Here is a 24,041-nt window from a genome sequence, read left to right on the forward strand (position 1 = left end):
CGATAACCAGTAATTATTGGTCTAAGCTAAAAATCAGGGATTTTTGGGGTTGTCTTATGTCGAAATTGTTGCAAAGTGTTGATGCTCGAACACAGCTGGTCGGGGAAAACAGGCTTGAATTACTGTTGTTTAAGTTAGCTGGCCAGCAAATGTATGCCCTGAACGTGTTTAAGATTCAAGAGGTCGTGCAAGTACCCCCCATTACCATGATGCCGCATCGCCACAGCGTGGTTAAGGGTGTGACGCACTTGCGGGATCAGACTATCTCGGTGATTGATCTAAGTGCGGCCATTGGTCTAAGACCATTAGTTGACATAACTAATAGCAATATGATCGTCACTGAATACAACCGAAGCATTCAGGGTTTCTTAGTAAAATCGGTCGACCGAATCGTGAATTTAAACTGGGAGGCCATTCTCCCACCACCTTCTGGTTCCGGCCGTTCGCACTTCCTAACCGCGATTACCCATATCGATAACAACATTGTTGAAATCTTGGATGTAGAGAGGGTGTTAGCCGAAATCATTCCCTATGACACCCGTGTCTCTAGCGACGTGTTAGACCGCGAGTTAGCGAGCCAAGCCAAAGCCAATAAGATGAAAATATTGATGGCCGATGATTCCTCCACCGCGATGAATCAGGTGAAGGAAACCTTGAAGCATTTGGGTGTAGAAGTGATAGGTGTTCAAGATGGCTTACAAGCGCTAAGGCTACTAGAGCGCTGGGTTAGCGAGGGAGTGGATATTAACTCGCATATTTTTATGTTGATAACCGATGCGGAAATGCCCGAAATGGATGGCTATCGATTAACCCACGAAATTAGGAAAAACCCGGCATTAAAAGACCTTTACGTGGTGCTTCACACCTCTTTGAGCGGTAATTTCAACAGGGCGATGGTGGAAAAAGTGGGTTGTAATGACTTCCTGTCCAAATTCCAACCCGACAGTCTCGCAAACCTAGTGCAAGAGCGATTAAGGGTCGCACTAGGCTAGTAAGCGGCGGCTCCATTCGTGACGGTGCTTCCCTGGCCTGCAGGCAGGCTGGTGCTTTGGCTCTGTTTTTGCGCCGGATTAGGGACATACCAAGTGTCTTTTAAAGACTCGATATCGCTGCCGTTGCGGTAGGCATAAATAACTGAAAACACCATGACATTCTGCACATAACCACGGGTTTCTTTAAAGGGGATTGTCTCAATCCAAACGTCTAGTGGCAGTTGATCGCGGCCTTGGCTCAGCCATTGGGTAACGCGGTGGGGCCCGGCGTTATAAGCGGCAGCAGCGAAGGCGGGGTTACCATTAAATCGCCCCAGCATTTCATTTAAATAGCGGCTGCCGAGTGCCACATTGGTTTCCGGCGATAGGAGATCGTGTTTCCTATAGGTGATCCCGGCTTTCTTTGCCGTTTGTTTTGCGGTTGCAGGCATCAGTTGCATCAGCCCAAGTGCACCAACGGGTGATTTCGCATCGGGTGAAAAGGCACTTTCTTGGCGCGCGATAGCGAACAGTAAGTTGGCATCCATGGCTTGATTTTTGGCTTCAGCTTTAACCACTGACTCAAAAGCTAATGGAAAGCGAACGGTTAAATCATCCCAAGATTGTGCGTCAATCATGGCTTGAATGCCACCGCGATACCAACCCCAGTTCGCCGCCAAAGCGCCCGCGGCTTGTAATTGTTGCGGGCTAAATTGGCGCGAGGCGAAGCGCCACTCCTGCCGAGCAAAATTGATTTGGCCCAGCTCAAACAATTCCTTAGCGCGCAAAATGGAGGCTGAGTTGGCAACAAAGTGTTGATCGTTTAGGGTAACTTTCGACGGTTCGTCCTCGAGCTCGAAGGGCAGGCCTAATCTATCTGCCGCTAAGAAACCGTAAAAGCTGCGCTCTTTTGCCAGTGCTTTATAACTGCTGGCAATATCGGGGTAGGGCGGGAGTGAGTGGCCTTGGATTTCAGCAATTCTGGTGGACCAGTAGCGCCATCTAGAAGAATTGAGTTCCTCGGCCGGCAGGCGTCTGATCCATTTATCGGCCAGCTCCCACTCTACATTTGCTAATGCGTCGCGGGCTAAACCGCTGATCATATCGATGTTCGAATAGTTACTCATGCTTTGAGCAAGTTCGGTCACTTTGTCAGTGAGCCCTTGTCGAGACAGATGGGCGATGAGCAGTTCCTGTGTTTCAATCCTTTTCTGGTCGGCAAATAGATGTTGAGCGTCATACCTTTCCCAAAGCTTCAGTGCTTTGCCCGCATCCTTTCGAGCCAAGCGCTGAATACCATGCAAAATAATAAATTGCATTTCTGGCGACTGTTCGGCGAAGCGTCGAACTTGATCCATGTGCTCGGGGTAGCGATCAACCTCCACTAGCAGGTCGAGCTTCGATTTTATCTCTGCCGGCGCGTATTTGGCGAGGTAGCGGGTTAGACTCCGATTTTTCGCCTCTATTGCCTGTGTCGCCCGAGACCAGGTGAGTTGCGCCGTCTGCTGGCCGGCGTTTTGCCAAAGTTTAAATAGGCTATCGCAGGCTTTTGGTTGCGAGCGGCCCACATTCCATAGGTTGGTAACCTCGGTATAGGCAGTTTCATCGCCAGTGAGCAAGCGGGCTTTTAAGTGGTAACAAGCTAAGTCTGTATCGCCTAAGTCGGCTCGGTAATAGCTTTGGTAGTCGTGCCAGTGCTGCTTGCGCTCAAGCGTCAGCAGCCAGTCCCTCAATAGCCTATTGCCTAAGTAGCTGTTTGGGTTGGCATCTAAAAATTCGTCTACCTCGCGATAGGGCAGCTTGCTCAATTTGCGAGAGAGAATTCGATAGTCGATATAAGGCTCGAGCGGATAGCCTTTAAGCGAAGCTTTAAGCTCGATAAATTGCCGGCTGCTAGTATTGGGTAAGAGCTTTTGTGCTTCGAGGTAAGCGGCTCTTTGGGTGATAAATTTGACGTTATCTGTGGCAAATATACCGAGCATGGGTGCCGTCGAGCTAACGGGTAAATTCTGTTGTTCGATAAGGTTAGCGGGTGCTGCCTGATCACTCTTGCTACTACTGGTCAATAGCGGCTGCTCTGTTGCACTCAGTTGTGCGCTGGCGAGCAACGCCGAAAGGGTGATTAGGGAAAGCACCGGCTCGAGCCTAAAGCGTGAGGCCGAAGAAAAATGCCGAATTGCCCAGTGACATGCGTTGGACGTCGCTTGCGCGAGAAGGACCATAGTTACCTCAAATTGGTCTAACGGCTGACAGACTTTCAAACTGCTGCGTACTAACTGCTGCGTAAATATTGCGCAATGATTATTAACACATAGTTATAACATGGGATTAGCTAATTCCATAGTATAGCTATCTAAAATGTTTGTGCTGGGTGCAAGGCCGCGCCTGTATGCGTATCATGCGCGCATCTTTAATTGCTGTTGATGAAGTCTCTATGCCCTTAATTCGCTTTGACAATGCCTCCCTTCATTTTGGGCTGCAAGTTATCTTGGACAGCGTCCAATTACTTGTGGAACCCGGCCAGCGCATGTGCTTGATCGGCCACAATGGCGCCGGTAAGTCGACCTTAATGAAGATTATCGGTGGCGAAGTCCAGCTTGACGGTGGCGAGATCTGGCGTCAGCCGGGTTTGCGCTTAGCGCGACTGGAACAGGACTTGCCCGAGCCAGATGCCCTGACGGTATTTGAGGTGGTGTCCAAAGCTTTTGATCATGTGGGCGAGCTAATTGCCGAATACCATAAGTTGGCGGTAGATCCAGAGCCTGATATGCGCCGCCTTGGCCAGTTACAGGCGCAGATTGAGGCAGAAGATGGTTGGGCCATTGAGCAAAAGGTGGAGTCCATCTTGACCCGTTTGCAGTTGCCGCGGGAGGCGACTATGGCGTCTTTATCGGGTGGTTGGCGTCGGCGTGTGGCCTTGGCTAAGGCATTAGTGATCGAACCCGATCTGCTGATGTTAGATGAACCGACCAACCATTTAGATATCGAGGCGATCGAATGGCTCGAGCAGCAGATTCTGGCTTTTAAAGGGGCTGTTGTATTCGTCACTCACGATCGAGCCTTGTTGCAAAAACTAGCCACACACATTGTCGAGTTAGACCGTGGTCATCTGCGCTGTTGGACCGGCGACTATAAAAGCTTTTTGGTGTTTCGCGAACAGCAACTGGCTGAGGAAGAGCGCCACAATGCCTTGTTCGACAAGCGGTTAGCGGAAGAGGAAGTGTGGATTCGCCAGGGCATTAAAGCCCGTAGAACAAGAAATGAAGGGCGTGTGCGCGCGTTAAAGGCCTTGCGCGTCGAGCGCGCCCAGCGCCGGGAGCGGCACGGGCAGGCGTCGTTTGAGGTGCAGCAAGGCGAAAACAGCGGCAAGTTAGTTGCCGAGTTAAAAAATATCAGCCAGAGCTTTGCCGGTAGGCCGGTGATCAGTCAGTTTTCAACGACCATCGTGCGCGGGGATCGCATTGGCTTCTTGGGCCCCAATGGCGCCGGTAAGAGCACGCTATTGAAAATTATTTTGGGTCAGCTGGTGCCGGAGCAAGGTAGTGTTCGATTGGGCACGAATATTAGTGTTGCCTACTTTGACCAACTTCGAGATCAGTTGGACTTGGAAAAGAACGTCGTCGATAACATCGCCGAAGGCCGAGAGTTTATCGATGTTAACGGCCGTCAAAAACACATTATTTCCTACCTTTCCGATTTCCTATTTACCGGCGAGCGAGCGCGAACGCCCTTGAAAGCGCTATCGGGTGGTGAGCGCAACCGCGTGTTATTGGCGCGACTATTTAGTAAGCCGGCAAATTTGTTAGTGCTCGATGAACCGACCAATGATTTGGATGTTGAAACGCTGGAGCTGCTAGAGGATTTGCTGTCCGCTTACGAGGGCACAATGTTACTGGTTAGCCACGATAGATCTTTTTTGGACAATGTGGTGACCAGTTGCTTTGCGTTTGAGGGCAATGGCATCGTTAATGAGTATGTGGGTGGCTATGAAGATTGGCAGCGGCAGGGCGGCGATTGGCATAAATATAAATCTGTCGTGCCTCTGGTTGCAGCAAAAGTAGAGCCCGCTAATCAGAGTGCAAGCTCGACGACTGACAGCGCGCAAAAGTCAAAAAAACTCAGTTATAAATTGCAGCGCGAGTTGGAACAACTACCGCAAACTATCGAGCAACTCGAAAACGACATTGGCAAGTTGCAAGCGCAGATTGCCGAGGCCAGTTTTTTCGAACAAGAGCGCACAGTAACTGACGTTGTTTTGGCTGAGCTGGCAAGTCAAGAAGCCGCTTTGGAGCGTGCCTTTGAGCGTTGGTCTGAGTTGGATTCGCTCTAGTGAAAGTTAGCGCTCTTGGATGCGCACGGCCAGAACGTCACAGTGCGCGCCGTGAAGCACCCCATTGGCAGTTGAGCCGAGTATTAGCGCCAAACCACGGCGACCATGACTACCCACAATAATGAGCTCGGATTTGTGCTCAGTGGCAAGTTGGTGGAGCTCCGCTGCCGGTTGGCCTACTAAGAGATGGCATTGGGTTTGATCAATAGCAAACTGCTGGGCAAGTTTATGTAATTGGCCCTTCGCTTGCGTCTGCAGCTGTTCTTGAACCTCGGTTAAATCCATGGGGATATCGCCGCCGTAGGCGAAGGCGAGTGGCTCGATGATGTGTGCTAGGAGTAGCTTGGCGTTATGGTTTTTCGCTATTTGAACGGCGCGCTCGATAACTTGGTGCGATTCTGGCGATAAGTCTACGCCTACGACAATGTGTTGGTAACTATTCATAGTGGCGTGCTCCTGCTGAGTGGAATTTTTAGTCTAGCGCGCCTATGCGTTCCTTTAAAGCACCAATTATTAAGCGATGGAGTTTATAAATGGGTAGTTGGACAAATTGGTTGATTATCATTGCCGTTGTCGCATTGGCGGTTGGGCCGGTAATGATGTTTCAACCCAGCGCGGGTCAAAAAAAACTTGCGCGTATGCGAGCACTAGCCAATCGACAAGGGGTGAGGGTGTCACTGGCGTCAAAGGCGATGGCAGAATTGGTGGGTAGCGCTTGTTATTCCCTGCCTTGGGTTGACCCTTCGCTGCAGGGTTTGTGTTGGCAGCTAGTGCGAAAATCCTACAGCCATGGCTTGCATCTCAATGAGTTTTGGTCCTGGCAGTCTGATGCCGCTAGTGCTCCTGCAATTAGCGTACTTAGCCAGCAATTAGCATTGCTGCCTGAGAGTGTTAAGTCGGTGATTGCGAGCCCGGCTGGGCTTGGTGTGTATTGGAAAGAATCTGGTTCTGAGCAAGAGTTGGTTTTTTTGCTGGCGTGGTTACATGAAACTCAACTGAAACTTAAGGCGGCCGGTTGATTACTTAGAAATCGTCGAGAAGTTGGTTTTGATTGTCATTTTGAGTGTCGGGATTTAAAAAGGTTTCGGGCATGAGTGACGGGCTGATCGATTTTCTTTTTCCGTCGAGCAATTCGGCGACCTCTTTAATTAGCTGATGTCGGCGCGGGTCTGAGTGCGTTGATTGAATCAACATTTGCCGGGCCTTTTTGTAGAACGCCTGTGCCGACAGCGGGTTGGATTTGTTTGTCGCTTTATGCCCTTGGCCGATCATTGATATAACGTCGACCATGAGGTGTTGATAGCTAAGTTCTTTGACGTAAATTTGCATCTCTTCCATGGATATTTTTGCGTGGGCTTGGCGGTGCCGGATAACCTTCGCGGCCTCGGTAAGGTGTCTTTGCGCCAACGCGATCTTGGCATCGCTTTCCAATAGTCGCTTGGGCGGATTGGCGAGCGGCTCTGACAGTGAGGCGTTGCGTTGTTCTGCATTTTTGAGCCCAGCTTCTAGGTAAGTTTGGCTCGAATCCAATTGCATCATGGCGCGGTACATATCGATGATTTCATCGTTAATCTGAATCAGAACATCTTGATTTTCTTGTAAGTTGACCAGGTTCAATAACAGGGCCTCGAGCTCATCTACCCGTAGCTTTAACTTATGCATCCTGATACGCCTAGATCGCTGACGCTCCTCGCGCTGGTTGGCAATACTGACCACCAATAGCGAAAGCACGGCGATAGTGCAAAAAATAATCAAGCTGGTCAATTCTGACTCCGCACTGTAAAAAATCCAAAAAAACTCAAAACTAAATTTAATGTACCCAGTGGGTTATCGGCCAGCGAAATCTTAACTTTATAAGAAAGTATATTTAGTTTAATAAAATCAATAGGTTGTGAGTGATTAATCGCACCTTAAAAAAGCCTTTAGGACGCTAGGCGTGGCGAGTAAATCGCCCCTGTCAGCAAGGTGTGCTAAAAAGTAATGACTTGACCCACTCGCTGTGAGGTTTTATATATGCGCACCCTGAGCCCTTAATGGGCAGCTGACTGTGCATTATTCGCAATAGTCTATATATAGAAACAATACTTAACCCTAGAGACCCTATATGGCCAAATCACTTGTTATTGTCGAGTCACCCGCAAAGGCAAAGACCATCAATAAATACCTAGGCAGTGATTTCGTTGTCAAATCGAGTGTTGGCCACATTCGCGACCTGCCCACTAGCGGTAGCGCGAAAGGCGCTGTAGACCCAAAAGAGCGGGCTCGCCAGGCGGCTATTACGCGCAAATTGTCACCCAAGGACAAAATTGCCCACAAAGAAGCTAAATCGCGCGAGCAATTAATCAATCGCATGGGCATAGACCCGGACAACAACTGGGCCGCGCACTATGAAATTCTACCGGGCAAAGAAAAGGTAGTCAGTGAGCTTAAGCAGTTGGCGGCGAAGGCTGATGTTATCTATCTCGCAACGGATTTGGATAGAGAGGGGGAGGCGATTGCCTGGCATTTACGCGAAGCCATTGGCGGCGACGATAGCCGTTATAAACGCGTGGTATTTAATGAAATTACCAAATCCGCGATTCAAGATGCTTTTTCCCAGCCCGGTGAGCTAGATCTGGATCGCGTTAACGCTCAGCAGGCGCGTCGCTTTCTCGATAGGGTAGTGGGTTATATGGTGTCCCCGCTGCTCTGGGAAAAGGTCGCACGCGGTTTGTCTGCCGGCCGAGTCCAATCCGTTGCCGTACGTTTGTTGGTAGAAAGGGAGCAGGAAATTCGCGCCTTTGTACCGGAAGAGTATTGGGATTTATTTGCTAACTTACTGACCAAAGACCGAGCAAAATTACGCTTTGAAGTTAAAAAATATAACGACCAAGCATTTAAGCCCCTAACGGAAGCGGACGCGCTGGTTGCTGTTAAGGCGCTTGAGGGCGCAACTTACACTGTTGCCGAGCGCGAAGATAAGCCGACCAAGTCTAGACCTTCCGCCCCTTTTATCACCTCGACTTTGCAGCAGGCGGCGAGTACACGCTTAAGCTTTAGCGTTAAGAAGACCATGATGATGGCGCAGCGTCTGTACGAGGCGGGTTATATTACCTACATGCGTACCGATTCGACCAACTTGTCTGCCGAAGCGGTAGGGCATTGCCGCGATTATATTTTAGATAACTTTGGTAAGCGCTATCTGCCTGAAACGCCCATGAGTTATGGCAGCAAGGAGGGCGCACAGGAGGCGCACGAGGCTATTCGGCCGTCAGATGTTAGTTTGATGCCCGCGCATTTAAAAGGCATGGAGCGCGACGCCGAGCGCCTCTATGGTTTGATTTGGCAGCAGTTTGTCGCCTGTCAAATGACGCCGGCAGAGTTTACTTCCAGTTCCGTGGTGGTACAGGCCGCCGGTTATGAGTTGCGCACCCGTGGTCGCGTTATTCGGTTTGATGGCTTTATGAAGGTCATGCCGGTACAGGCGAAAAAAGATGAAGACGTGGTGTTGCCGGATGTGTCGGTCGGCGAAGTCTTAAATTTAGAAAAGCTCGATCCCAATCAACATTTTACCAAGCCACCAGCGCGTTACTCGGAAGCTGCGCTGGTTAAAGAGCTGGAAAAACGTGGCATAGGCAGGCCTTCAACTTACGCGGCAATTATTTCGACAATTCAAGACCGCGGTTACGCACGGGTTGAGGCGCGGCGCTTTTTTGCCGAGAAAATGGGCGACATAGTGACCGAGCGTTTGGTTGAGAGCTTTGATGATTTAATGGCCTTCTCTTTTACTGCCGAAATGGAGCAGTCGCTCGATAAAGTGGCGCTGGGCGAGCGCGGTTGGCAGGAGGTGTTAAACGAGTTTTACCAGAACTTCTCTAAGAAGCTTGAGGCGGCCAAGAGTAAAGACGGCGGCATGCGCGCTAACGACCCAACGGATACAAATATAGCTTGCTCTAATTGTGGCCGGCACATGCAAATTCGAACCGGTTCCACCGGCGTATTTTTGGGTTGTTCGGGCTACGGTTTGCCGCCAAAAGAGCGCTGCAAAAATACCATGAACTTGGTTTCCGGCGATGAAGCTATCAGCGCCGATGATGACGAGGCGGAAACCCGCATGCTGCGGAAAAAGCGCCGCTGCAAATTATGTAAAGCAGCAATGGATAGTTACCTGCTCGATGAAACTCGAAAACTACATATCTGCGGTAACAACCCAGATTGCGCAGGATTTGAAGTGGAGCAGGGCACATTTAAGATTAAGGGCTACGACGGCCCAGTCTTGGAGTGCGATAAGTGCGGTAGTGAAATGCAGCTCAAAACCGGCCGCTTTGGCAAATATTTTGGCTGTACCAATGATAGTTGTAAAAACACACGGAAACTGTTGAAAAATGGCGAGGCGGCGCCACCGAAGATGGACCCGGTTCCTATGCCGGAGCTGATCTGCCAAAAAGTGGATGACCACTACATTCTGCGCGACGGTGCTGCAGGCTTGTTTTTGGCGGCGAGCCAATTCCCTAAGAACCGAGAAACACGTGCGCCTTTGTTGTCGGAATTGATGCCCCACAAAGCCGAAATAGACCCCAAATACACCTTTTTGTTTTCTGCGCCGTTAGCGGACGAGGAGGGTAATCCCAGCATTGTGCGCTTTAACCGAAAAGAAAAAGTTCACTATGTGCAGACGGAGGTGGAGGGCAAGGCTTCTGGCTGGAAAGCGGTGTATGAAGGTGGTAAATGGTTGATTGATGCCGCTAAAAAGCCAAAGGCGAAAAAAGCGGCAGCCAAAAAACCAGCCAAGAAAAAGTCTTCCTAGTGAGCTATTCGCAGAACTTGGTAAATCAGCAACTGGCATGGTGCTCAACCTTGGTTGAGCACTTCAAGGCTGAGTCCGCACCCTGGTTAAAAGAGGCGTTACTACAATCCTTGACCTGGCATCTACAGGTTGCTTACAGCGCCTTCTTGCAAGAGTTGGCAGAGAGCCAACGCCTGGCCTGCGAGCGCTCAAGTTCAATCGTGACCGTAATTAACGCTATCCCAAGCGGTAGAGGCTGCCCGGCGGAGTTTGAAGAATTAAAAGCCTTGGAGATGAATGACTCATGGCTTTCTAGTTTGCTTGCTCGCGCCACTAGCCCGGCAGCTATAGCAATAGATTCTGGCGTTAATCAGCCGCACAATCTAATTGCAGTTTCAGGTGTAGGTTCGTGGAATCTTGCCGAGGCGCAGGCAGTTCTGTTGGCGCTACGGCAATTGATTGAGCGAAATCGTGCCCTTGGTCAAGAGTACTAAGTGGCGAGAAGTCAAATTCAAATGCTGGTAGAATAGCAATTCAAGCTGTTTTGGGAGTTGTTATGTCCTCAGATCTATATGAAATCATCGAATTATCAACAGGTGAAATCGCGCTACGTCGTGCAAGTGAGGATGGCGAACCCTTGGTGGTGATTAAATTCTCTGAGGAGTCTATGCATTTTCTCAAAGAGGGTAAGTATGAAGTCGCCAAAGCCATGATCGAAGCGGGCATGGAGGCGGCGGGCGAGCTTGCGGTGGAATCCTTAGAGACAGAGGTCCAGTCGATAGATGCCGCAGGTGCCGAACAAAAAACGATTCACTAAATTAAGTGGCTAAGTGCCGTTAAGTGCGCAGAGCACTATTAAGATGACGTAGCTCAGGCTCATGATTTAGAGCTACTTCAGTGCTCTCCTTAAGTATTTAAGTACCTTAAGTTCCTAGCGGCTTCTGACCAGCACAACACGACAATCGCCTTCGTCGGCTGCCTGCTCTAATTCGCGAATGACAGTCTGCGTTTGTACGCCCAGCTCTGCTATGACTGTGTGGCTGGTACCGTTGGCGACAGCTTCCCAGGTCATCCACAGCGCGTCGTTAACGTGCTGGGCCTGAATAACCCGAATCGTGTTTACGTTAACCCCTTGTTCCTTGAGCCAACGCTGGGATACGGCCTTATCGCTGATGATGGTAACCCAGCGATCTTTGTGCTGGTTGCTTAGGTACTGCAACATGGGTAGCAGCAGGGTGTGTTGTTCGGCGTTGGGTACGACTAGCTCGGTTAAGCGCGTGCTTCTACAGCGCTCTACTGCCGGGGCTTTACGAGCAAGAGGTTGATTATGCGTGTGTGCAGCGATATTCATTAGTGCTTGCCTCTTCTTAAAACGCCGACACTGAGCCCTTCTATGGCAAAAGACTGGGATTTTAGATCCACTTCGATGACATCAAACTCTTCATTTTCTGGATGTAGTTTTATCGATGACGTACCTCTGCGGTGCTCGAAGCGTTTAACGGTTACGTCTTCATCGATACGTGCAACCACCACATCGCCTGTTCTCGCTTCCGTGGTGCGGTGAACGGCTAATAGGTCGCCATCTAAAATGCCGATATTTTTCATGCTCATACCGTGCACACGGAGCAGGTAGTCGGCGCTTGGGCTGAAGAAGGATGCTGGAATTTCACAATACTCTTCAATATTCTCTTCCGCCAAAATCGGATTGCCTGCCGCAACGCGGCCGATCAATGGAATACCGGTTTCGGATTCGGGTAGGCGAATGCCTCTAGAAGCGCCCGCCACCATTTCAATCGCACCCTTACGTGCTAGGGCTTTGAGGTGCTCCTCAGCGGCATTGGCCGACTTAAAACCGAGCTCCTGCGCTATCTCGGCACGAGTAGGCGGATAGCCGGTTTCGTCGATGGCGCGTTTCACTAGCTCAAGCACTTCTTGTTGTCTGGCGGTGAGTTTGATCATAGCGGTTCCCTGAGTCTGTTTTTTTATACAGTTGCTGTGATTATATACAGTAAAATTGTTTCGGCAAGCGCTTAAATCTCTCAGCTATACTTTAATTGCCGATTGAATTGGTAATTTATTGAAATTTAAGGAGTTTTTATGCTTGACGCAAAAATGCCTGAGGCTTGGCGCGTACTGCGTATACAGTCTGAATTAGTAGATGGTATTGAGCAGCTGATAAAAGTTAGGGGCGCTGTGACTGTTTTTGGCAGCGCCCGCACCCCTCCGGAGCACCCATACTATAAGGCCGCAGAGACGCTTGGGCGATTATTTGCCGAGAGCGGTATTCCGGTCATCACCGGCGGTGGCCCCGGCATTATGGAGGCATCGAACAAGGGCGCGAAGATGGCCGGTGGAGATTCCGTCGGACTCAATATCACCTTGCCCATGGAGCAGGACCCCAACCCTTATCAAACCATTAGCCTGACGTTTCGTTACTTTTTCGTGCGCAAGTTTATGTTCGTTAAACACGCCATCGGGTTTGTGATTATGCCCGGCGGCTTTGGCACCTTAGATGAGCTGTTTGAAGCCTTAACCTTGGTGCAAACAGGGAAGGTTGAGCCTTTTCCCATCGTATTAGTCGACAAGGGCTATTGGAAAGGTTTAGTCACTTGGCTAACAAGCACCATGCTGGCCGATGGAAATATCAATGCGCTGGATATGAAGTTGATTCAATTGGTGGATACGCCCCAAGAGGCCGTCGACATTATTAAGGCCCACGTGGTTAAAAAGTCGGCTCAGGCTGCTCATTGACAGCAAGCGACTCGGGATTTGCCTCTGTTCGGGCGCAGGCGGTCCTGAATTTAGCTAGGTATATGATTTCTTGACAGTTTGTTCATGTAAACGTATGTTCGGTGGCTGAACTAGCCTTCGATAATAGAGCCTTTATCATGTCTGAAACAGATACCGTCGCCCGTATTCTTGACGCGGCTGAGGCATTATTTGCCGAGCGCGGATTCGCGGAAACCTCCCTCCGAACTATAACCAGCACCGCCGGTGTTAATCTCGCCGCGGTCAATTACCATTTCGGCTCGAAGAAAGAGCTAATCCAAGCGGTGTTCGCACGTTTTTTGACTCCTTTCTGTCAAGAGCTGGAGCGCTCCTTGGTGAAGTTGATTGAGCGCAAAGGCAGCGACTTAACGCCTGAAGATTTGCTCGATTGTTTGTTTTCTACGATTTGCGACGGCTCGGAAGAGGGTAGTTATGCAGCGCAGCGTTTTATGCGCTTATTGGGCTTGGCTTACGCACAATCACAGGGTCATATTCGCCGCTTTATTATTGCTCGATATCACAAGTATTATCAGCACTTCACTAGTTTATTGCTCAAGGCAGCACCGGGCATAGACCCGGTGACTTTCTATTGGCGGTTATATTTTATGCTTGGAGCGACAATTTTTACCTTGTCGAGCTTTGATTCTATTAGCGAGATTCTAAAAGAGGATTTCGGTTTGGACAGCACGCTAACAGGTACGACGCAAATGATGGTGCCCGCGCTTTCGGGTATGTTCAACGTTAAGTAAATTTCGGTTTTCAATCATTAAGGCAAGATACGAATGGCACTGGGTGTAGTCATGGTGGACATTGAGGGTCGCTCTCTCAATGATGAGGATAGGCAGTTGTTGGCTCATCCGCAGGTAGGAGGGGTCATACTCTTCACGAGAAATTTTGAATCTCTCGCGCAACTACAGCAATTGGTTTTATCCATACGCGAATGCAAACCTAATATTATTATTGCGGTGGATCACGAAGGTGGTCGAGTGCAGCGCTTTCGCGAGGGTTTTTCCCGCATTCCAGCCATGCAAAGTTTTTTAGCGAGTTTTAGGCGAGACGCCGAGTCGACTCTCGAGGAGGTGCGGCAAATTGGCTGGTTGATGGCAAGCGAATTGTTAGCTTGCGATATCGACATAAGCTTTGCGCCAGTGCTCGATGTGGATGAGAATAATTGCAAGATTATTGCAAATCGTTCTTTTTCGCCGCGCCCGGACGAAGTGGTTGTTCTTGCCGGCGCGTTTATTCGGGGTATGCACGAGGCAGGGATGGCCGTTACCGGTAAACACTACCCGGGCCACGGTTCAGTCACGGGTGATAGTCACTTGGTGCAGCCCGTGGATCATCGGCCCTTAGCGCAAATACAGCACCACGACCTTATCCCTTTTACTCAACTGATTGATCAGTTAGATGCATTAATGCCGGCGCACATTGTGTTTCCAGAAGTTGATCATTTGCCGGTGGGCTTTTCAAGCAAGTGGCTGCAGGAAAAATTGCGCCAGCAATTGCAATTCGACGGCGTCATTTTTAGCGACGATTTATCCATGGCTGGTGCCGAAAGTGCAGGTGACTTCACTGCTCGAGCAGAGCTCGCCCTGGCCGCCGGGTGCGATATGGTGTTGGTATGCAATGATCGCGCTGCCGCGCTGCAGGTGGTCGAACATTTGGCCAAGCAATCGGTGTTGCCAAACAAGCGTATTTCACGCATGAGAATGCGCAAACGCGTGCATTGGGATGATTTACGTCGTGATGCTCGCTGGCAGCAGGTGGTCAGCTTATTACCTATTGAAGCAATGGTTTAACTAAAGAGGATATTGTTGGGCTCATGGAAAGTTTTTTAGCAGCTGTTAGCAGTCTAGTGTCCAGTGAAAGCGCTTGGATGGTTCAGGTGTTTTCCATCGTTATTATTACGCTACTGGTTGCATTTGTGGTGCGGCGTGTGTTGCGAAAGCTGGTGCGATTAGCCGGTGCCACGAAAAGTGTATGGGACGACGCATTGTATCTATCGGCGCAAAAACCGCTCGAATGGGTGTTCTGGCTGGTGGGTTTAAGTTGGGCTGCCGAAATAGTGCAGAACACCTCTGATTCCGATATTTTTGATTTGGTTGCACCGGTGCGCGAGGCCGGCATTATTGTGCTGTTAACGTGGTTTGTGGTCGGCTTTATCAAGCGCGCCGAGCACAATTTAATGGACCCTGAGTTCATGGATGCCCCGGTCGACGAAACCACCGTTATGGCGCTGGGTAAGTTGCTGCGGCTCTCGGTAATCATCACGGCGGTTCTAGTCGGCCTGCAGACCTTTGGCTATAGCATCTCTGGCGTGCTTGCATTTGGCGGCATTGGTGGTATTGCTGTAGGCTTTGCCGCTAAAGATTTGTTGGCCAATTTTTTCGGCGGCTTAATGATCTATTTAGATAGGCCTTTCGCCGTCGGTGACTGGGTCAGATCACCGGATAAAACCATTGAGGGTACGGTTGAGCATATTGGCTGGCGTTTAACCCGTATTCGCACCTTTGATAAGCGCCCGCTTTATGTCCCCAACGCCGTATTTACTCAAATTGCGGTAGAAAACCCGTCCAGAATGTTGAACCGCCGCATCTATGAAACGGTGGGTATTCGCTATGACGATGCCGACCACATGGATGCTATTGTCAGAGATGTAGAGGCGATGTTGCGTGCGCACCCCGATATTGATACCAACCAAACCCTAATCGTTAATTTCAATACTTTCGCGCCGTCCTCACTTGATTTCTTTATTTATACCTTTACCAAAACCATCAATTGGGTAGAGTTCCATAAAATAAAACAGGATATCCTACTGAAAGTTTTAGAGATTGTTCGCGCCCACGGCGCTCAGTGCGCTTTCCCAACCACGACCTTACATGTGCCAGAAACAGTTGCCTGTGAGCTAAGGTCTGATGCGGGCGCGCAAGCTAAGTGAGTGCAGACGTTGTTCCAGAGAAAGCGATGTTGCTGGTTGATCAAGCGGCACTTGAGTGTGCATTGACGCGCTTGGCGGATGAGCTTAATGCCAGCTTCAATCACGCAGCAGACGCAGTTGTCGTTTTAACGGTGATGAATGGCGCCATGGTATTTGCGGGCCAACTGATTCCCAAACTTCAATTCCCCGTTATCTGTGATTATTTACATGCGACCCGTTACGATAGCGCCAATAAAACCGGTGAGTTGAGCTGGAAAGTCCGGCCATCGGTGCAATTGTTTGGCCGTACTGTCATCGTGCTCGATGATATTCTCGATCAGGGTGTTACCTGTGCAGCCATCAAAGCTTTTTGTGAAGCCGCGGGTGCTGCGCAGGTGACCTTCGTCGTGATGGTGGCTAAGCCCAGTGGGTGCAGACGCGTCAGTTTCGAGGCGGATTTTGTGGGTTTACCCATTCCCGATCATTTTGTTTTCGGAATGGGTATGGATTATTCCGGCCTGTATCGTAATTTGCCCGCCATTTATTTCATGCCTAAGGAAGAGTTTTAGTATGTTGGCGGTCATTGGCGGCAGTGGTTGGGAGACCTGGTCAAGCTTTCAGGCCAGCCGCGACATGTCAGTCGATACCCCTTATGGTGCGACCAGCGCTGTTATTCAGCTTGGTACTATTAACCATCAGCCCGTTGCATTTTTGTCCCGTCATGGCCCAGCCCATAATCTTGCACCGCACCAAATTAACTATCGAGCCAACATATGGGCTTTAAAAGCGCTGGGAGTTACGCGCATCTTGGCGATAAATGCGGTAGGTGGGATACATGCGTCCATGGGCCCCGAAGCGCTAATTGTGCCCGACCAGATCATTGATTATACCTGGGGTAGGGCGCACAGTTTTTGGTCTGACCAGGTAATGCATGTGGATTTTTCCAAGCCATTTGAGGGTGCTTTGCGTCGCCAGCTGGTCGCACTTTCGCAAAGTCGCCGGCTGGGGTTGATCGATTTTGGTGTTTATGGCTGCACTCAAGGGCCGAGGTTGGAAAGCGCCGCCGAGATTCAGCGCTTGAAACGCGATGGTTGTGATTTGGTGGGTATGACCGCTATGCCGGAAGCGAGTTTGGCGCGCGAGTTAAACGTGGATTATGCCAGTTTGTGTATTTCGGTGAACTGGGCTGCGGGGCTGAGTGAACAATGTATTACGATGGATGCTATTTTCGCCATATTGAATGAAACTCGGCCAATGGTTCAAGGCCTCATTGAGGGCTTAGCGGCGGATTAAGGTTGAAATCGCTGGCTTACGCTAAAAATCGACAATTATTTCTTTACAGCGCTTTCATAATCGCTTAAATATAGGGGTTGCAATCGTGGGCCTAGGGGAGGTTGGCGGTTGATTGAGGCTCGGTGCTGACTAATAGCGAGAGCCTAGCGCAGCAAGTAATACACAAATAACAATAATGAGGTTGTACAACATGTCTGATCGTGAAGTTGGGGTTGTTAAATGGTTTAACAACGCCAGAGGTTATGGTTTTATTTCGTTCGGTGAAAAGCAAGAGGACGTGTTTGTTCACTACCGCAATATTCGAGGTGAGGGTTATCGCTCGCTGGCAGAAGGTCAAAATGTCGAATTCGAATTGTTGACTGGCGAAAAGGGCATGCAGGCTGAAGATGTCGTCTGTGTCTAAGTCGCACTAAAAAAACACCGGCTCAGGCCGGTGTTTTTTTATGGCTATTAAATTTCTTAGGGGTTCGGTTAGTTATTTGCTGGCGCGCCGTCGTAGGGAATAACGGTAATTAGAATGCCAATTTTTGGATGGTCAATATAGTGGACTTCGCCACTGCGCATGCGCCGAGTCTGTATTAAGGTCGCAAGGTTGGTGACAATAAACGACTTGTCCAGTATGTTTTGATAGGTGGTGTCTATGACATCATATTGATGCCATAGGTCTTGCTTGGATTTATCTAACCCGGCATTTAAATTAATTTGCGCGTCGGCTATTTGGCTTTCATTGCCGCTTGGCGGTGTGGGCACCATGGGCCATTCTTGTTGCTCTTGGCCGACGTTGTTGGCAAATTCGGAAAACCAAATATTGGTGTGCACGTGGATATAACGCGATACGCCGAATTTTATCGTGCCTGCTAGCTCTTGCTCGTTTTCGAAATGATTTCCACCGGCCAGAATAATAGCCGCGGCCTGCTCTGGGTCGACCAGCGGTTGACGCCAAGCTTCGTGAAACAATATGCGCTGGCGATTTCTTCGCTCGAGAGCACCGACGGTTTCGTTGAGGTTACGCAGTTCTACAGGTAATTTTACAAAAGCTTGTGTCTGCAATATTTCGTTAATCATCTCCGGGCTGAGCGGCTCCTCACCGGCGAGCGCTACATCGGTATTGGCGTTGTTATCGGCCTCTTGGCTGGCTACTGAATCCAGCTGGCCTGCTAGGTTAGCGCTGTGTTTACTTAGGCTTGCTTCTTCAACACTTTGAAGCTGTTGCGTGTGCTCGCCGTAGCTGAGTGTAATATCTTTGCGAAAGGTTTCTTGGCTGGCGGCTAATTGCGCATTTTCAGGTTGGGTAAAAACCGCGACTTCAACTTGATACCATTTGCCTTCAGCGTTTTGCTGTGCAAGTGCCAACGAGGTTAGCGCAGAACAGGCTATGAAAAGCGCGCTGTGGCGCAGGTAGGTGGTAAGGTTTGCTAACATATTGAAGCCTTTTGTTGCTTGCGCTAGATGTATTCGCAATGGCTAATGCCATCAATTAGTCGCTGTACGCGTGTCAGTTTGGTCTATGAGACGGCACTAAACTGGCCATTAACTGCTCTGTTGTACTTAATCTCTGCTCGCTGGTTTCCATATCATGCAAGAATTTGAAGCTGCTGGCGCCTGCGAGTTGGTATTTTTGTGGTTGAGTTTGCACCATTTTAATGATGCTAAGTGGGTCCACATTGGGCTCCTTGGCAAACTCCAGTTTTCCACCATTGGGGCCGGCTTCTACTTTAAGTATGCCTAAATTCTCCGCCTTAAGTTTGATGCTCGTGGTTCTAAACAGGTTCTTTATTGGATCTGGTAGCAAGCCAAATCTGTCGATCATTTCCACTTGCAGCTCTCTCAGCGCTTGGTCGTCACTGGCGTTGGCAATGCGTTTATACATTATCAGCCGGGTGTGTACATCGGGCAAATAGTCGTCTGGGATGAGGGCGGGAATGCGAAGATTGACTTCCACTGCAGTGCCAAGTGGGGCATCTAGGTCGGGTTGTTGGCCCGATTGGATGGCCTTAACGGCGCGGTTGAGCATATCCATATACATGCTAAAGCCTACGGCCTCAATTTGACCACTTTGTTCATCGCCGAGTAGTTCACCGGTGCCGCGAATTTCCATGTCGTGCGTTGCAAGGGTGAAGCCGGCGCCTAAGGTATCCGCTTGGCCGATCGCTTCCAAGCGTTTTATCGCATCCTTGGTTAAGCTTTTCGGGTTCGGTGTCATCAAGTAGGCGTAGGCTTGATGGTGCGATCGGCCGACGCGGCCGCGCAGTTGATGCAATTGCGCTAAGCCGAATTTATCGGCCCGATCAATAATGATGGTGTTGGCGCTGGGTACGTCGATCCCGGTTTCGATGATGGTGGTGGCAACCAGCAAATTGAAGCGGCGGTGATAAAAATCTGCCATGACCTTTTCGAGGTCGCGTTCGCGCATCTGTCCGTGGCCAATACCGATGCGGGCTTCTGGCACTAAAGCTTGTAAATCCCGGGCGACTTTCTCGATACTTTTGACTTCATTGTGGACGTAATACACCTGACCGCCGCGCAATAGTTCGCGCAAAATAGCTTCTTTGGTCAAGGCTTCATCGGACGGGCGAATGAAGGTTTTAATGGATAGTCGCTTTGACGGCGGCGTGGCAATAATGGAGAGGTCGCGTATGCCGGCCATGCTCATGTTGAGTGTGCGCGGTATCGGTGTCGCCGTTAGGGTTAGAATATCTACTTCCGAGCGAATGGATTTTAACGCTTCTTTTTGTCGAACTCCGAAGCGGTGCTCTTCGTCGATAATGAGTAAGCCAAGGGCTTTGTAATTGAAGTCCGGCTGCAGCAATTTGTGGGTGCCAACAATAATATCCACCTTGCCGTCTTTCAGCTTATCGGCAATGGCGTCGATTTCCTTGCCGGATTTAAAGCGCGAAACAACTTCAATATTAACAGGCCAATCGGCGAAGCGATCTTTAAAGCTCTCGTAGTGTTGTTGCGCCAGTAGTGTTGTTGGCACCAGCATGGCAACTTGTTTACCACTTTGAACCGCAATGAAAGCCGCGCGCATAGCCACTTCCGTTTTGCCAAAACCTACATCGCCACACACCAATCTATCCATGGGTGTTTTGGCCAGCATGTCTTTGCGCACGTTGTTGATGGCCTGTTCTTGGTCGGGTGTTTCCTCAAACGGGAATGAGGCCGAGAAGGCCTCGTAGGCTTGGCCTGGGTCTTTAAAGGCAAAACCTTTACGGGCGGCCCGGCGGGCGTAAATATCGAGCAGTTCGGCTGCCGTATCGCGTACTTTTTCGGCTGCCTTGCGCTTGGCCTTTTCCCAAACGTCGCTACCGAGTTTGTGTAGCGGGGCTAGGTTTTCTTCGGCGCCGGAATAGCGGCTGATGAGGTGTAGGCTAGCAACCGGGACGTAGAGTTTCGCTTGGTTGGCATAGTTGAGCTGTAAAAATTCTTGCGTTTGCCCGTCCAAATCGATGGTGGTTAAGCCTTGGTAGCGGCCAACACCGTGGTCGATATGCACCACCGGTGAGCCAATGCTTAGTTCGGTGAGATTCTTAAAAGCGAGGTCGCTGTCTTGGCTGGTCTTTCTGCGCCGCCGTTGCTGTACGCGTTCACCGAACAGTTGGCTCTCGGTGATGATGGCGAGGTTGGGCGAGGTGAGTTGCATGCCTCTATCTAACGCCGCCACGGTGATGTTAAGTTGTTCGCCGCTGCCGAGAAATTCTGACCAGTTGTCGCAACTGCTGGGTGATATATCAATTTTGCGCAACAGTTCTTGCAGTATTTCTCGTCGCCCGGCTGACTCAACAGCGAACAATACCTTAGTGGGCTTGTCGCGCAGGTAATTGCTTAAGGCGAGGAGTGGTGTTTCAGCTTTTGCGTCCACCGGCACGGCGGGTGGGGCAATGGCCGGTAAGGCATTGGTGTCGCCTGTGCCTAACTCGGTGCGCGGCAGGCTGTTAATTTTATTAAATAGCTCGTTCGTGGGCAGAAAAATTTCGTTCGGCGCCAGCAGCGGGCGCTCTGGGTCTACTTTTCTGCTCTCGTAGCGGCTCGAGACTTCTCGCCAAAACCGATCGGCGAGCGGATTTAAACCGTCGAAGGTAATGAGTCGCGTGTGAGACGGCAGGTAATCAAATAATGTGGCGCACTGTTCAAAGAATAGCGGCAAATAATATTCGATACCCGAGGGCGCTATGCCGTCGCATATGTCGCGATAAACGGGGCAGGCTTTATGGTCGACATCAAAGCGCTCGTGCCAGCGCACGCGAAATTCACTGATGGCGGCCTTGGTGAAGGGGAATTCCCGCGCTGGCAGCAGCTCAATACTCTCCACTTGAGCTTCGGTGCGCTGTGTCTCCGGGTCGAAGGTGCGCAGGCTTTCGATTTCGTCGTCGAATAGATCGATGCGCAGGGGCCATTCGCTGCCGGCAGGGTAGACATCCATGAGCGAGCCGCGAATGGCAAATTCACCGTGCTCGAACACTGTGTCTACGCGATGGTAACCGGTGGCCTCCAGTAACCGCGCTTGTTCATTCAGGTCGAATCGTTGGCCCTTTTTCAGTATCAGGGTGTTGCCGCTGACAAAAGATTGCGGCGGTAGCCGGTACATCAGGGTGGTGAGCGGCGCAACTAAGATGCTTTTAACGGCGGTGGGAAGCCGGTAGAGCGCGCGCATGCGCTCGGAGACGATATCTTGGTGCGGGCTGAAGGTGTCGTAGGGTAGGGTTTCCCAGTCTGGCAACGAGAGTACTTGGCTGTCTGCCTCGCAGAAGAATGTGAGCTCGTCGTGAAGTTGGTGCGCGCTGGCGGAATCGGGAGTGATCACGACGATAAGGCCGGGGTGTTGTTTTGCCGCTAAGGCAATCGACAGTGCCGTTGCCGCACCGGGCAGGTTGCCCCAGCGTTGGTTGAATTTTGTTGAGTCAGAAAGGCTAGGGGTTAGCCCCCTTAGTGCATTCGCAATATCCATGGACACCAAAGATTCAATGGCCCATTGGTTGGGCTGTGAGGCGACAAAAAGCCGCTATTGTAGCGGCTTTGTTGCGCTCTGGCAGCCCCGGATTGGGAATAGTGGTTATAGGGGGTAATTCTCGCGCTGAATCTTGCGCGCCTAAGGGCAAGACAGGATAATGGCCGGCCTCTATTAATAGAGATAAGTGATTTTATTAAGCTTGCCAAAAGAGCCGGCGAAACGGTGTGGTGTTGTCCATACTGAAACTTTACTTAGACTTTATAAAAGGTGCATATCCGTGAATCGTCCTAAGCCCGTTGATTTCTTCAAGGACTGGAAAGAGCGTGAAGCGCTCGCCGAGGCCATGATCCCCATGGTTGGCAAGCTCAATCGCGAACAGAATGTTGGTATTTACATCTACGGCCGCCCGCTGGTGAATAGCTCTGTTATCGACATTATGAAGACCCATCGTTTTGTCCGTCAGGTTGAGGAAAACGAGCTTTCTGAGTTTGAAACCTTCCCCATATTAAAAGCCATCTGCAGCCTCGATTTGGGCCGTGCCCATATCGATATTGGCCAGCTGACCGTGAAGTACATGCGCGACTCGCGCGGCCTGTCGGTGGATGATTTTGTCATCAGCGAATTAAAAAACGCCATCGGCTCAGAATTTAAACCGCTGCCTCAGTGTCAGGACGTAGTGCTCTATGGTTTTGGTCGTATCGGTCGCCTAGTGGCCCGTCTGCTGGTCGAGAAGGCCGGAAGTGGCGATGTGCTGCGTTTGCGCGCTATCGTAGTGCGCAAGAGTGGCTTATCCAATGATCTGGAAAAGCGGGCATCGCTTTTGCGTCGCGACTCCATTCACGGTCAGTTCAAAGGCACCATTCGCGTCGATGAAGAAACCCAAAGCTTGGTTTGTAACGGCAATGTCATCAAGATGATCTATGCCAACAGCCCGTCTGAGGTGGATTACACCGCTTATGGTATCAATAACGCCCTGATCGTAGATAACACCGGTGTCTGGCGCGACGAGGCCGGCTTAAGCCAGCATTTGAAATCCAAGGGCGCGGCTAAGGTCATGCTGACCGCGCCCGGTAAAGGCGATATTAAGAATATCGTTTACGGTATTAATAACAGCGCCATCACGCCGGAAGATACGATTGTATCGGCGGCTTCCTGCACCACCAATGCCATTGTGCCGGTGCTGAAAGCGGTAATGGATAAGTACGGCGTACAGCACGGCCATGTGGAAACGGTTCACTCCTACACTAACGATCAAAATTTGATCGATAACTTCCACAAGGGTGAGCGCCGCGGTCGCAGTGCGCCGTTGAATATGGTGTTGACCGAGACCGGCGCGGCAAAGGCCGTTGCTAAAGCCTTACCGAGTTTGGCGGGCAAGTTAACCGGTAATGCGATTCGTGTGCCTACGCCGAACGTGTCTATGGCTATTCTGAACTTAGTGCTCGATAAAGAAGTTACTAAGGACGAGCTGAATCACTACATGCGCGAAGTCGCCTTGCACTCGCCGCTGCAGCAGCAAATCGATTACACCAATTCCACAGAAGTGGTTTCGACGGATTTTGTTGGCTCGCGCCACGCCTGTGTTTTCGATGGTGTGGCAACTATTGCCGATGGCAAGAATGTGGTGCTTTACTGCTGGTACGATAACGAATTTGGTTATAGCTGCCAGGTGGTGCGCTGTTTAGAGGATATGGCGGGTGTTAAGTACGATATCTATCCAAAGCTCTAAGTGCTAAGTGAAAATCCCGCCCAGGCGGGATTTTTTTTATGTCAAATGCTTGTTTGCCTAAAAAATGTGCATTTTGAGTGGGATAAGCTGTAACAGCCTGAGAAATCAGGTTTTTTTATTCTTATTTGTGGGCATAAAAGGGGCATAGCGCTGGCAAGTCATCAGACGGCTCTTTATAATTGCCGCCGTTTACCTTAACCGAATGTGTTTTTGGTCCTTTCGTCTAAACTACAACGGTGTTTTGTGGTGGATTATAAGGGGACGTAAGGGCAGTTAAGTCAGCCCAACGCATTGGCAGAGCATTTTTTGAGGGTCG

At 50.3% G+C, this 24,041-nt stretch carries 21 protein-coding genes; 14 read left to right on the plus strand and 7 right to left on the minus strand.

Annotation, left to right across the window (positions count from 1 at the left end):
- The first annotated feature begins 56 nt into the window (after positions 1-56).
- Entirely contained in the window at positions 57-992 is a 936-nt protein-coding gene (locus tag QWY82_RS12190) for a chemotaxis protein CheV (RefSeq protein ID WP_290262701.1), read from the plus strand.
- Here QWY82_RS12190 and QWY82_RS12195 read toward each other — a convergent pair.
- On the minus strand, positions 989-3,106 hold the full coding sequence (locus tag QWY82_RS12195; protein WP_290262703.1) for a transglycosylase SLT domain-containing protein: 2,118 nt from the start codon (positions 3,104-3,106) through the stop codon (positions 989-991). The genes QWY82_RS12190 and QWY82_RS12195 overlap by 4 nt on opposite strands.
- A 299-nt stretch (positions 3,107-3,405) precedes the next feature.
- Here QWY82_RS12195 and QWY82_RS12200 point away from each other — a divergent pair, with 299 nt between their 5' ends.
- Positions 3,406-5,301 carry an ATP-binding cassette domain-containing protein gene (locus tag QWY82_RS12200; protein WP_290263534.1) on the plus strand — a complete coding sequence of 632 codons (1,896 nt, stop codon included), beginning with the start codon at positions 3,406-3,408 and terminating at the stop codon, positions 5,299-5,301.
- A gap of 6 nt (positions 5,302-5,307) precedes the next feature.
- Here the strand turns inward: QWY82_RS12200 and QWY82_RS12205 are convergent, their stop codons facing one another.
- Entirely contained in the window at positions 5,308-5,745 is a 438-nt protein-coding gene (locus QWY82_RS12205) for a universal stress protein (RefSeq protein ID WP_290262708.1), read from the minus strand.
- Between the two features lie 89 nt (positions 5,746-5,834).
- Here QWY82_RS12205 and QWY82_RS12210 point away from each other — a divergent pair, with 89 nt between their 5' ends.
- Positions 5,835-6,320, plus strand: coding sequence for a hypothetical protein (locus QWY82_RS12210; RefSeq protein ID WP_290262711.1), 486 nt, complete (start codon positions 5,835-5,837; stop codon positions 6,318-6,320).
- 4 nt (positions 6,321-6,324) lie between these two features.
- Here the strand turns inward: QWY82_RS12210 and QWY82_RS12215 are convergent, their stop codons facing one another.
- Entirely contained in the window at positions 6,325-7,065 is a 741-nt protein-coding gene (locus QWY82_RS12215) for a hypothetical protein (RefSeq protein WP_290262715.1), read from the minus strand.
- Positions 7,066-7,405: 340 nt separating this feature from the next.
- On the opposite strand from QWY82_RS12215, the gene topA reads away from it, so the two are divergent.
- From topA to QWY82_RS12230, 3 genes are all read left to right on the plus strand, one after another.
- Positions 7,406-10,087 carry a type I DNA topoisomerase gene (gene topA / locus QWY82_RS12220; protein WP_290262718.1) on the plus strand — a complete coding sequence of 894 codons (2,682 nt, stop codon included), beginning with the start codon at positions 7,406-7,408 and terminating at the stop codon, positions 10,085-10,087.
- Entirely contained in the window at positions 10,087-10,560 is a 474-nt protein-coding gene (locus QWY82_RS12225) for a DUF6586 family protein (protein ID WP_290262720.1), read from the plus strand. Before topA ends, QWY82_RS12225 begins: the two co-directional genes overlap by 1 nt.
- A 62-nt stretch (positions 10,561-10,622) precedes the next feature.
- Entirely contained in the window at positions 10,623-10,883 is a 261-nt protein-coding gene (locus tag QWY82_RS12230) for a hypothetical protein (protein ID WP_290262724.1), read from the plus strand.
- 114 nt (positions 10,884-10,997) lie between these two features.
- Here the strand turns inward: QWY82_RS12230 and QWY82_RS12235 are convergent, their stop codons facing one another.
- Both QWY82_RS12235 and lexA read right to left on the minus strand, forming a co-directional pair.
- Entirely contained in the window at positions 10,998-11,417 is a 420-nt protein-coding gene (locus QWY82_RS12235) for a cell division inhibitor SulA (RefSeq protein WP_290262727.1), read from the minus strand.
- On the minus strand, positions 11,417-12,025 hold the full coding sequence (lexA, locus tag QWY82_RS12240) for a transcriptional repressor LexA (RefSeq protein ID WP_290262729.1): 609 nt from the start codon (positions 12,023-12,025) through the stop codon (positions 11,417-11,419). Before lexA ends, QWY82_RS12235 begins: the two co-directional genes overlap by 1 nt.
- Before the next feature lie 138 nt (positions 12,026-12,163).
- Between lexA and QWY82_RS12245 the strand changes: the two genes are divergently transcribed.
- The 7 genes from QWY82_RS12245 (at position 12,164) to QWY82_RS12275 (ending at position 17,448) form a co-directional block, all read left to right on the plus strand.
- Complete coding sequence (locus QWY82_RS12245) at positions 12,164-12,817, plus strand: LOG family protein (protein ID WP_290262731.1); 654 nt, start codon at positions 12,164-12,166, stop codon at positions 12,815-12,817.
- A 137-nt stretch (positions 12,818-12,954) separates the two neighbouring features.
- A complete protein-coding gene (locus tag QWY82_RS12250) occupies positions 12,955-13,584 on the plus strand; it encodes a TetR/AcrR family transcriptional regulator (protein ID WP_290262733.1) in 630 nt (209 codons plus the stop codon).
- A 33-nt stretch (positions 13,585-13,617) separates the two neighbouring features.
- Complete coding sequence (nagZ, locus tag QWY82_RS12255; protein WP_290262736.1) at positions 13,618-14,634, plus strand: beta-N-acetylhexosaminidase; 1,017 nt, start codon at positions 13,618-13,620, stop codon at positions 14,632-14,634.
- 23 nt (positions 14,635-14,657) lie between these two features.
- Positions 14,658-15,773: a mechanosensitive ion channel family protein gene (locus QWY82_RS12260; protein WP_290262738.1), complete on the plus strand. Its 1,116-nt coding sequence runs from the start codon at positions 14,658-14,660 to the stop codon at positions 15,771-15,773.
- The gene (locus QWY82_RS12265; RefSeq protein ID WP_290262740.1) at positions 15,770-16,321 is read left to right on the plus strand and encodes a hypoxanthine-guanine phosphoribosyltransferase; all 552 of its coding nucleotides are present in this window, start codon (positions 15,770-15,772) and stop codon (positions 16,319-16,321) included. Before QWY82_RS12260 ends, QWY82_RS12265 begins: the two co-directional genes overlap by 4 nt.
- 1 nt (position 16,322) lies before the next feature.
- Positions 16,323-17,045, plus strand: coding sequence for an S-methyl-5'-thioinosine phosphorylase (locus QWY82_RS12270; protein ID WP_290262742.1), 723 nt, complete (start codon positions 16,323-16,325; stop codon positions 17,043-17,045).
- Positions 17,046-17,235: 190 nt separating this feature from the next.
- Positions 17,236-17,448, plus strand: coding sequence for a cold-shock protein (locus QWY82_RS12275; RefSeq protein ID WP_290262744.1), 213 nt, complete (start codon positions 17,236-17,238; stop codon positions 17,446-17,448).
- A gap of 68 nt (positions 17,449-17,516) precedes the next feature.
- Here QWY82_RS12275 and QWY82_RS12280 read toward each other — a convergent pair whose 3' ends face one another.
- Both QWY82_RS12280 and mfd read right to left on the minus strand, forming a co-directional pair.
- On the minus strand, positions 17,517-18,467 hold the full coding sequence (locus tag QWY82_RS12280) for a CsiV family protein (RefSeq protein ID WP_290262746.1): 951 nt from the start codon (positions 18,465-18,467) through the stop codon (positions 17,517-17,519).
- A 73-nt stretch (positions 18,468-18,540) separates the two neighbouring features.
- Positions 18,541-21,993 (minus strand): transcription-repair coupling factor, encoded by a 3,453-nt coding sequence (mfd, locus tag QWY82_RS12285; RefSeq protein ID WP_290262748.1) that lies wholly within the window; start codon positions 21,991-21,993, stop codon positions 18,541-18,543.
- Positions 21,994-22,339: 346 nt separating this feature from the next.
- Between mfd and QWY82_RS12290 the strand changes: the two genes are divergently transcribed.
- Positions 22,340-23,725 (plus strand): glyceraldehyde-3-phosphate dehydrogenase, encoded by a 1,386-nt coding sequence (locus tag QWY82_RS12290; RefSeq protein WP_380736574.1) that lies wholly within the window; start codon positions 22,340-22,342, stop codon positions 23,723-23,725.
- The last annotated feature ends 316 nt before the right edge of the window (positions 23,726-24,041 follow it).

Source organism: Simiduia curdlanivorans (assembly GCF_030409605.1).
GTDB lineage: Bacteria > Pseudomonadota > Gammaproteobacteria > Pseudomonadales > Cellvibrionaceae > Simiduia > Simiduia curdlanivorans.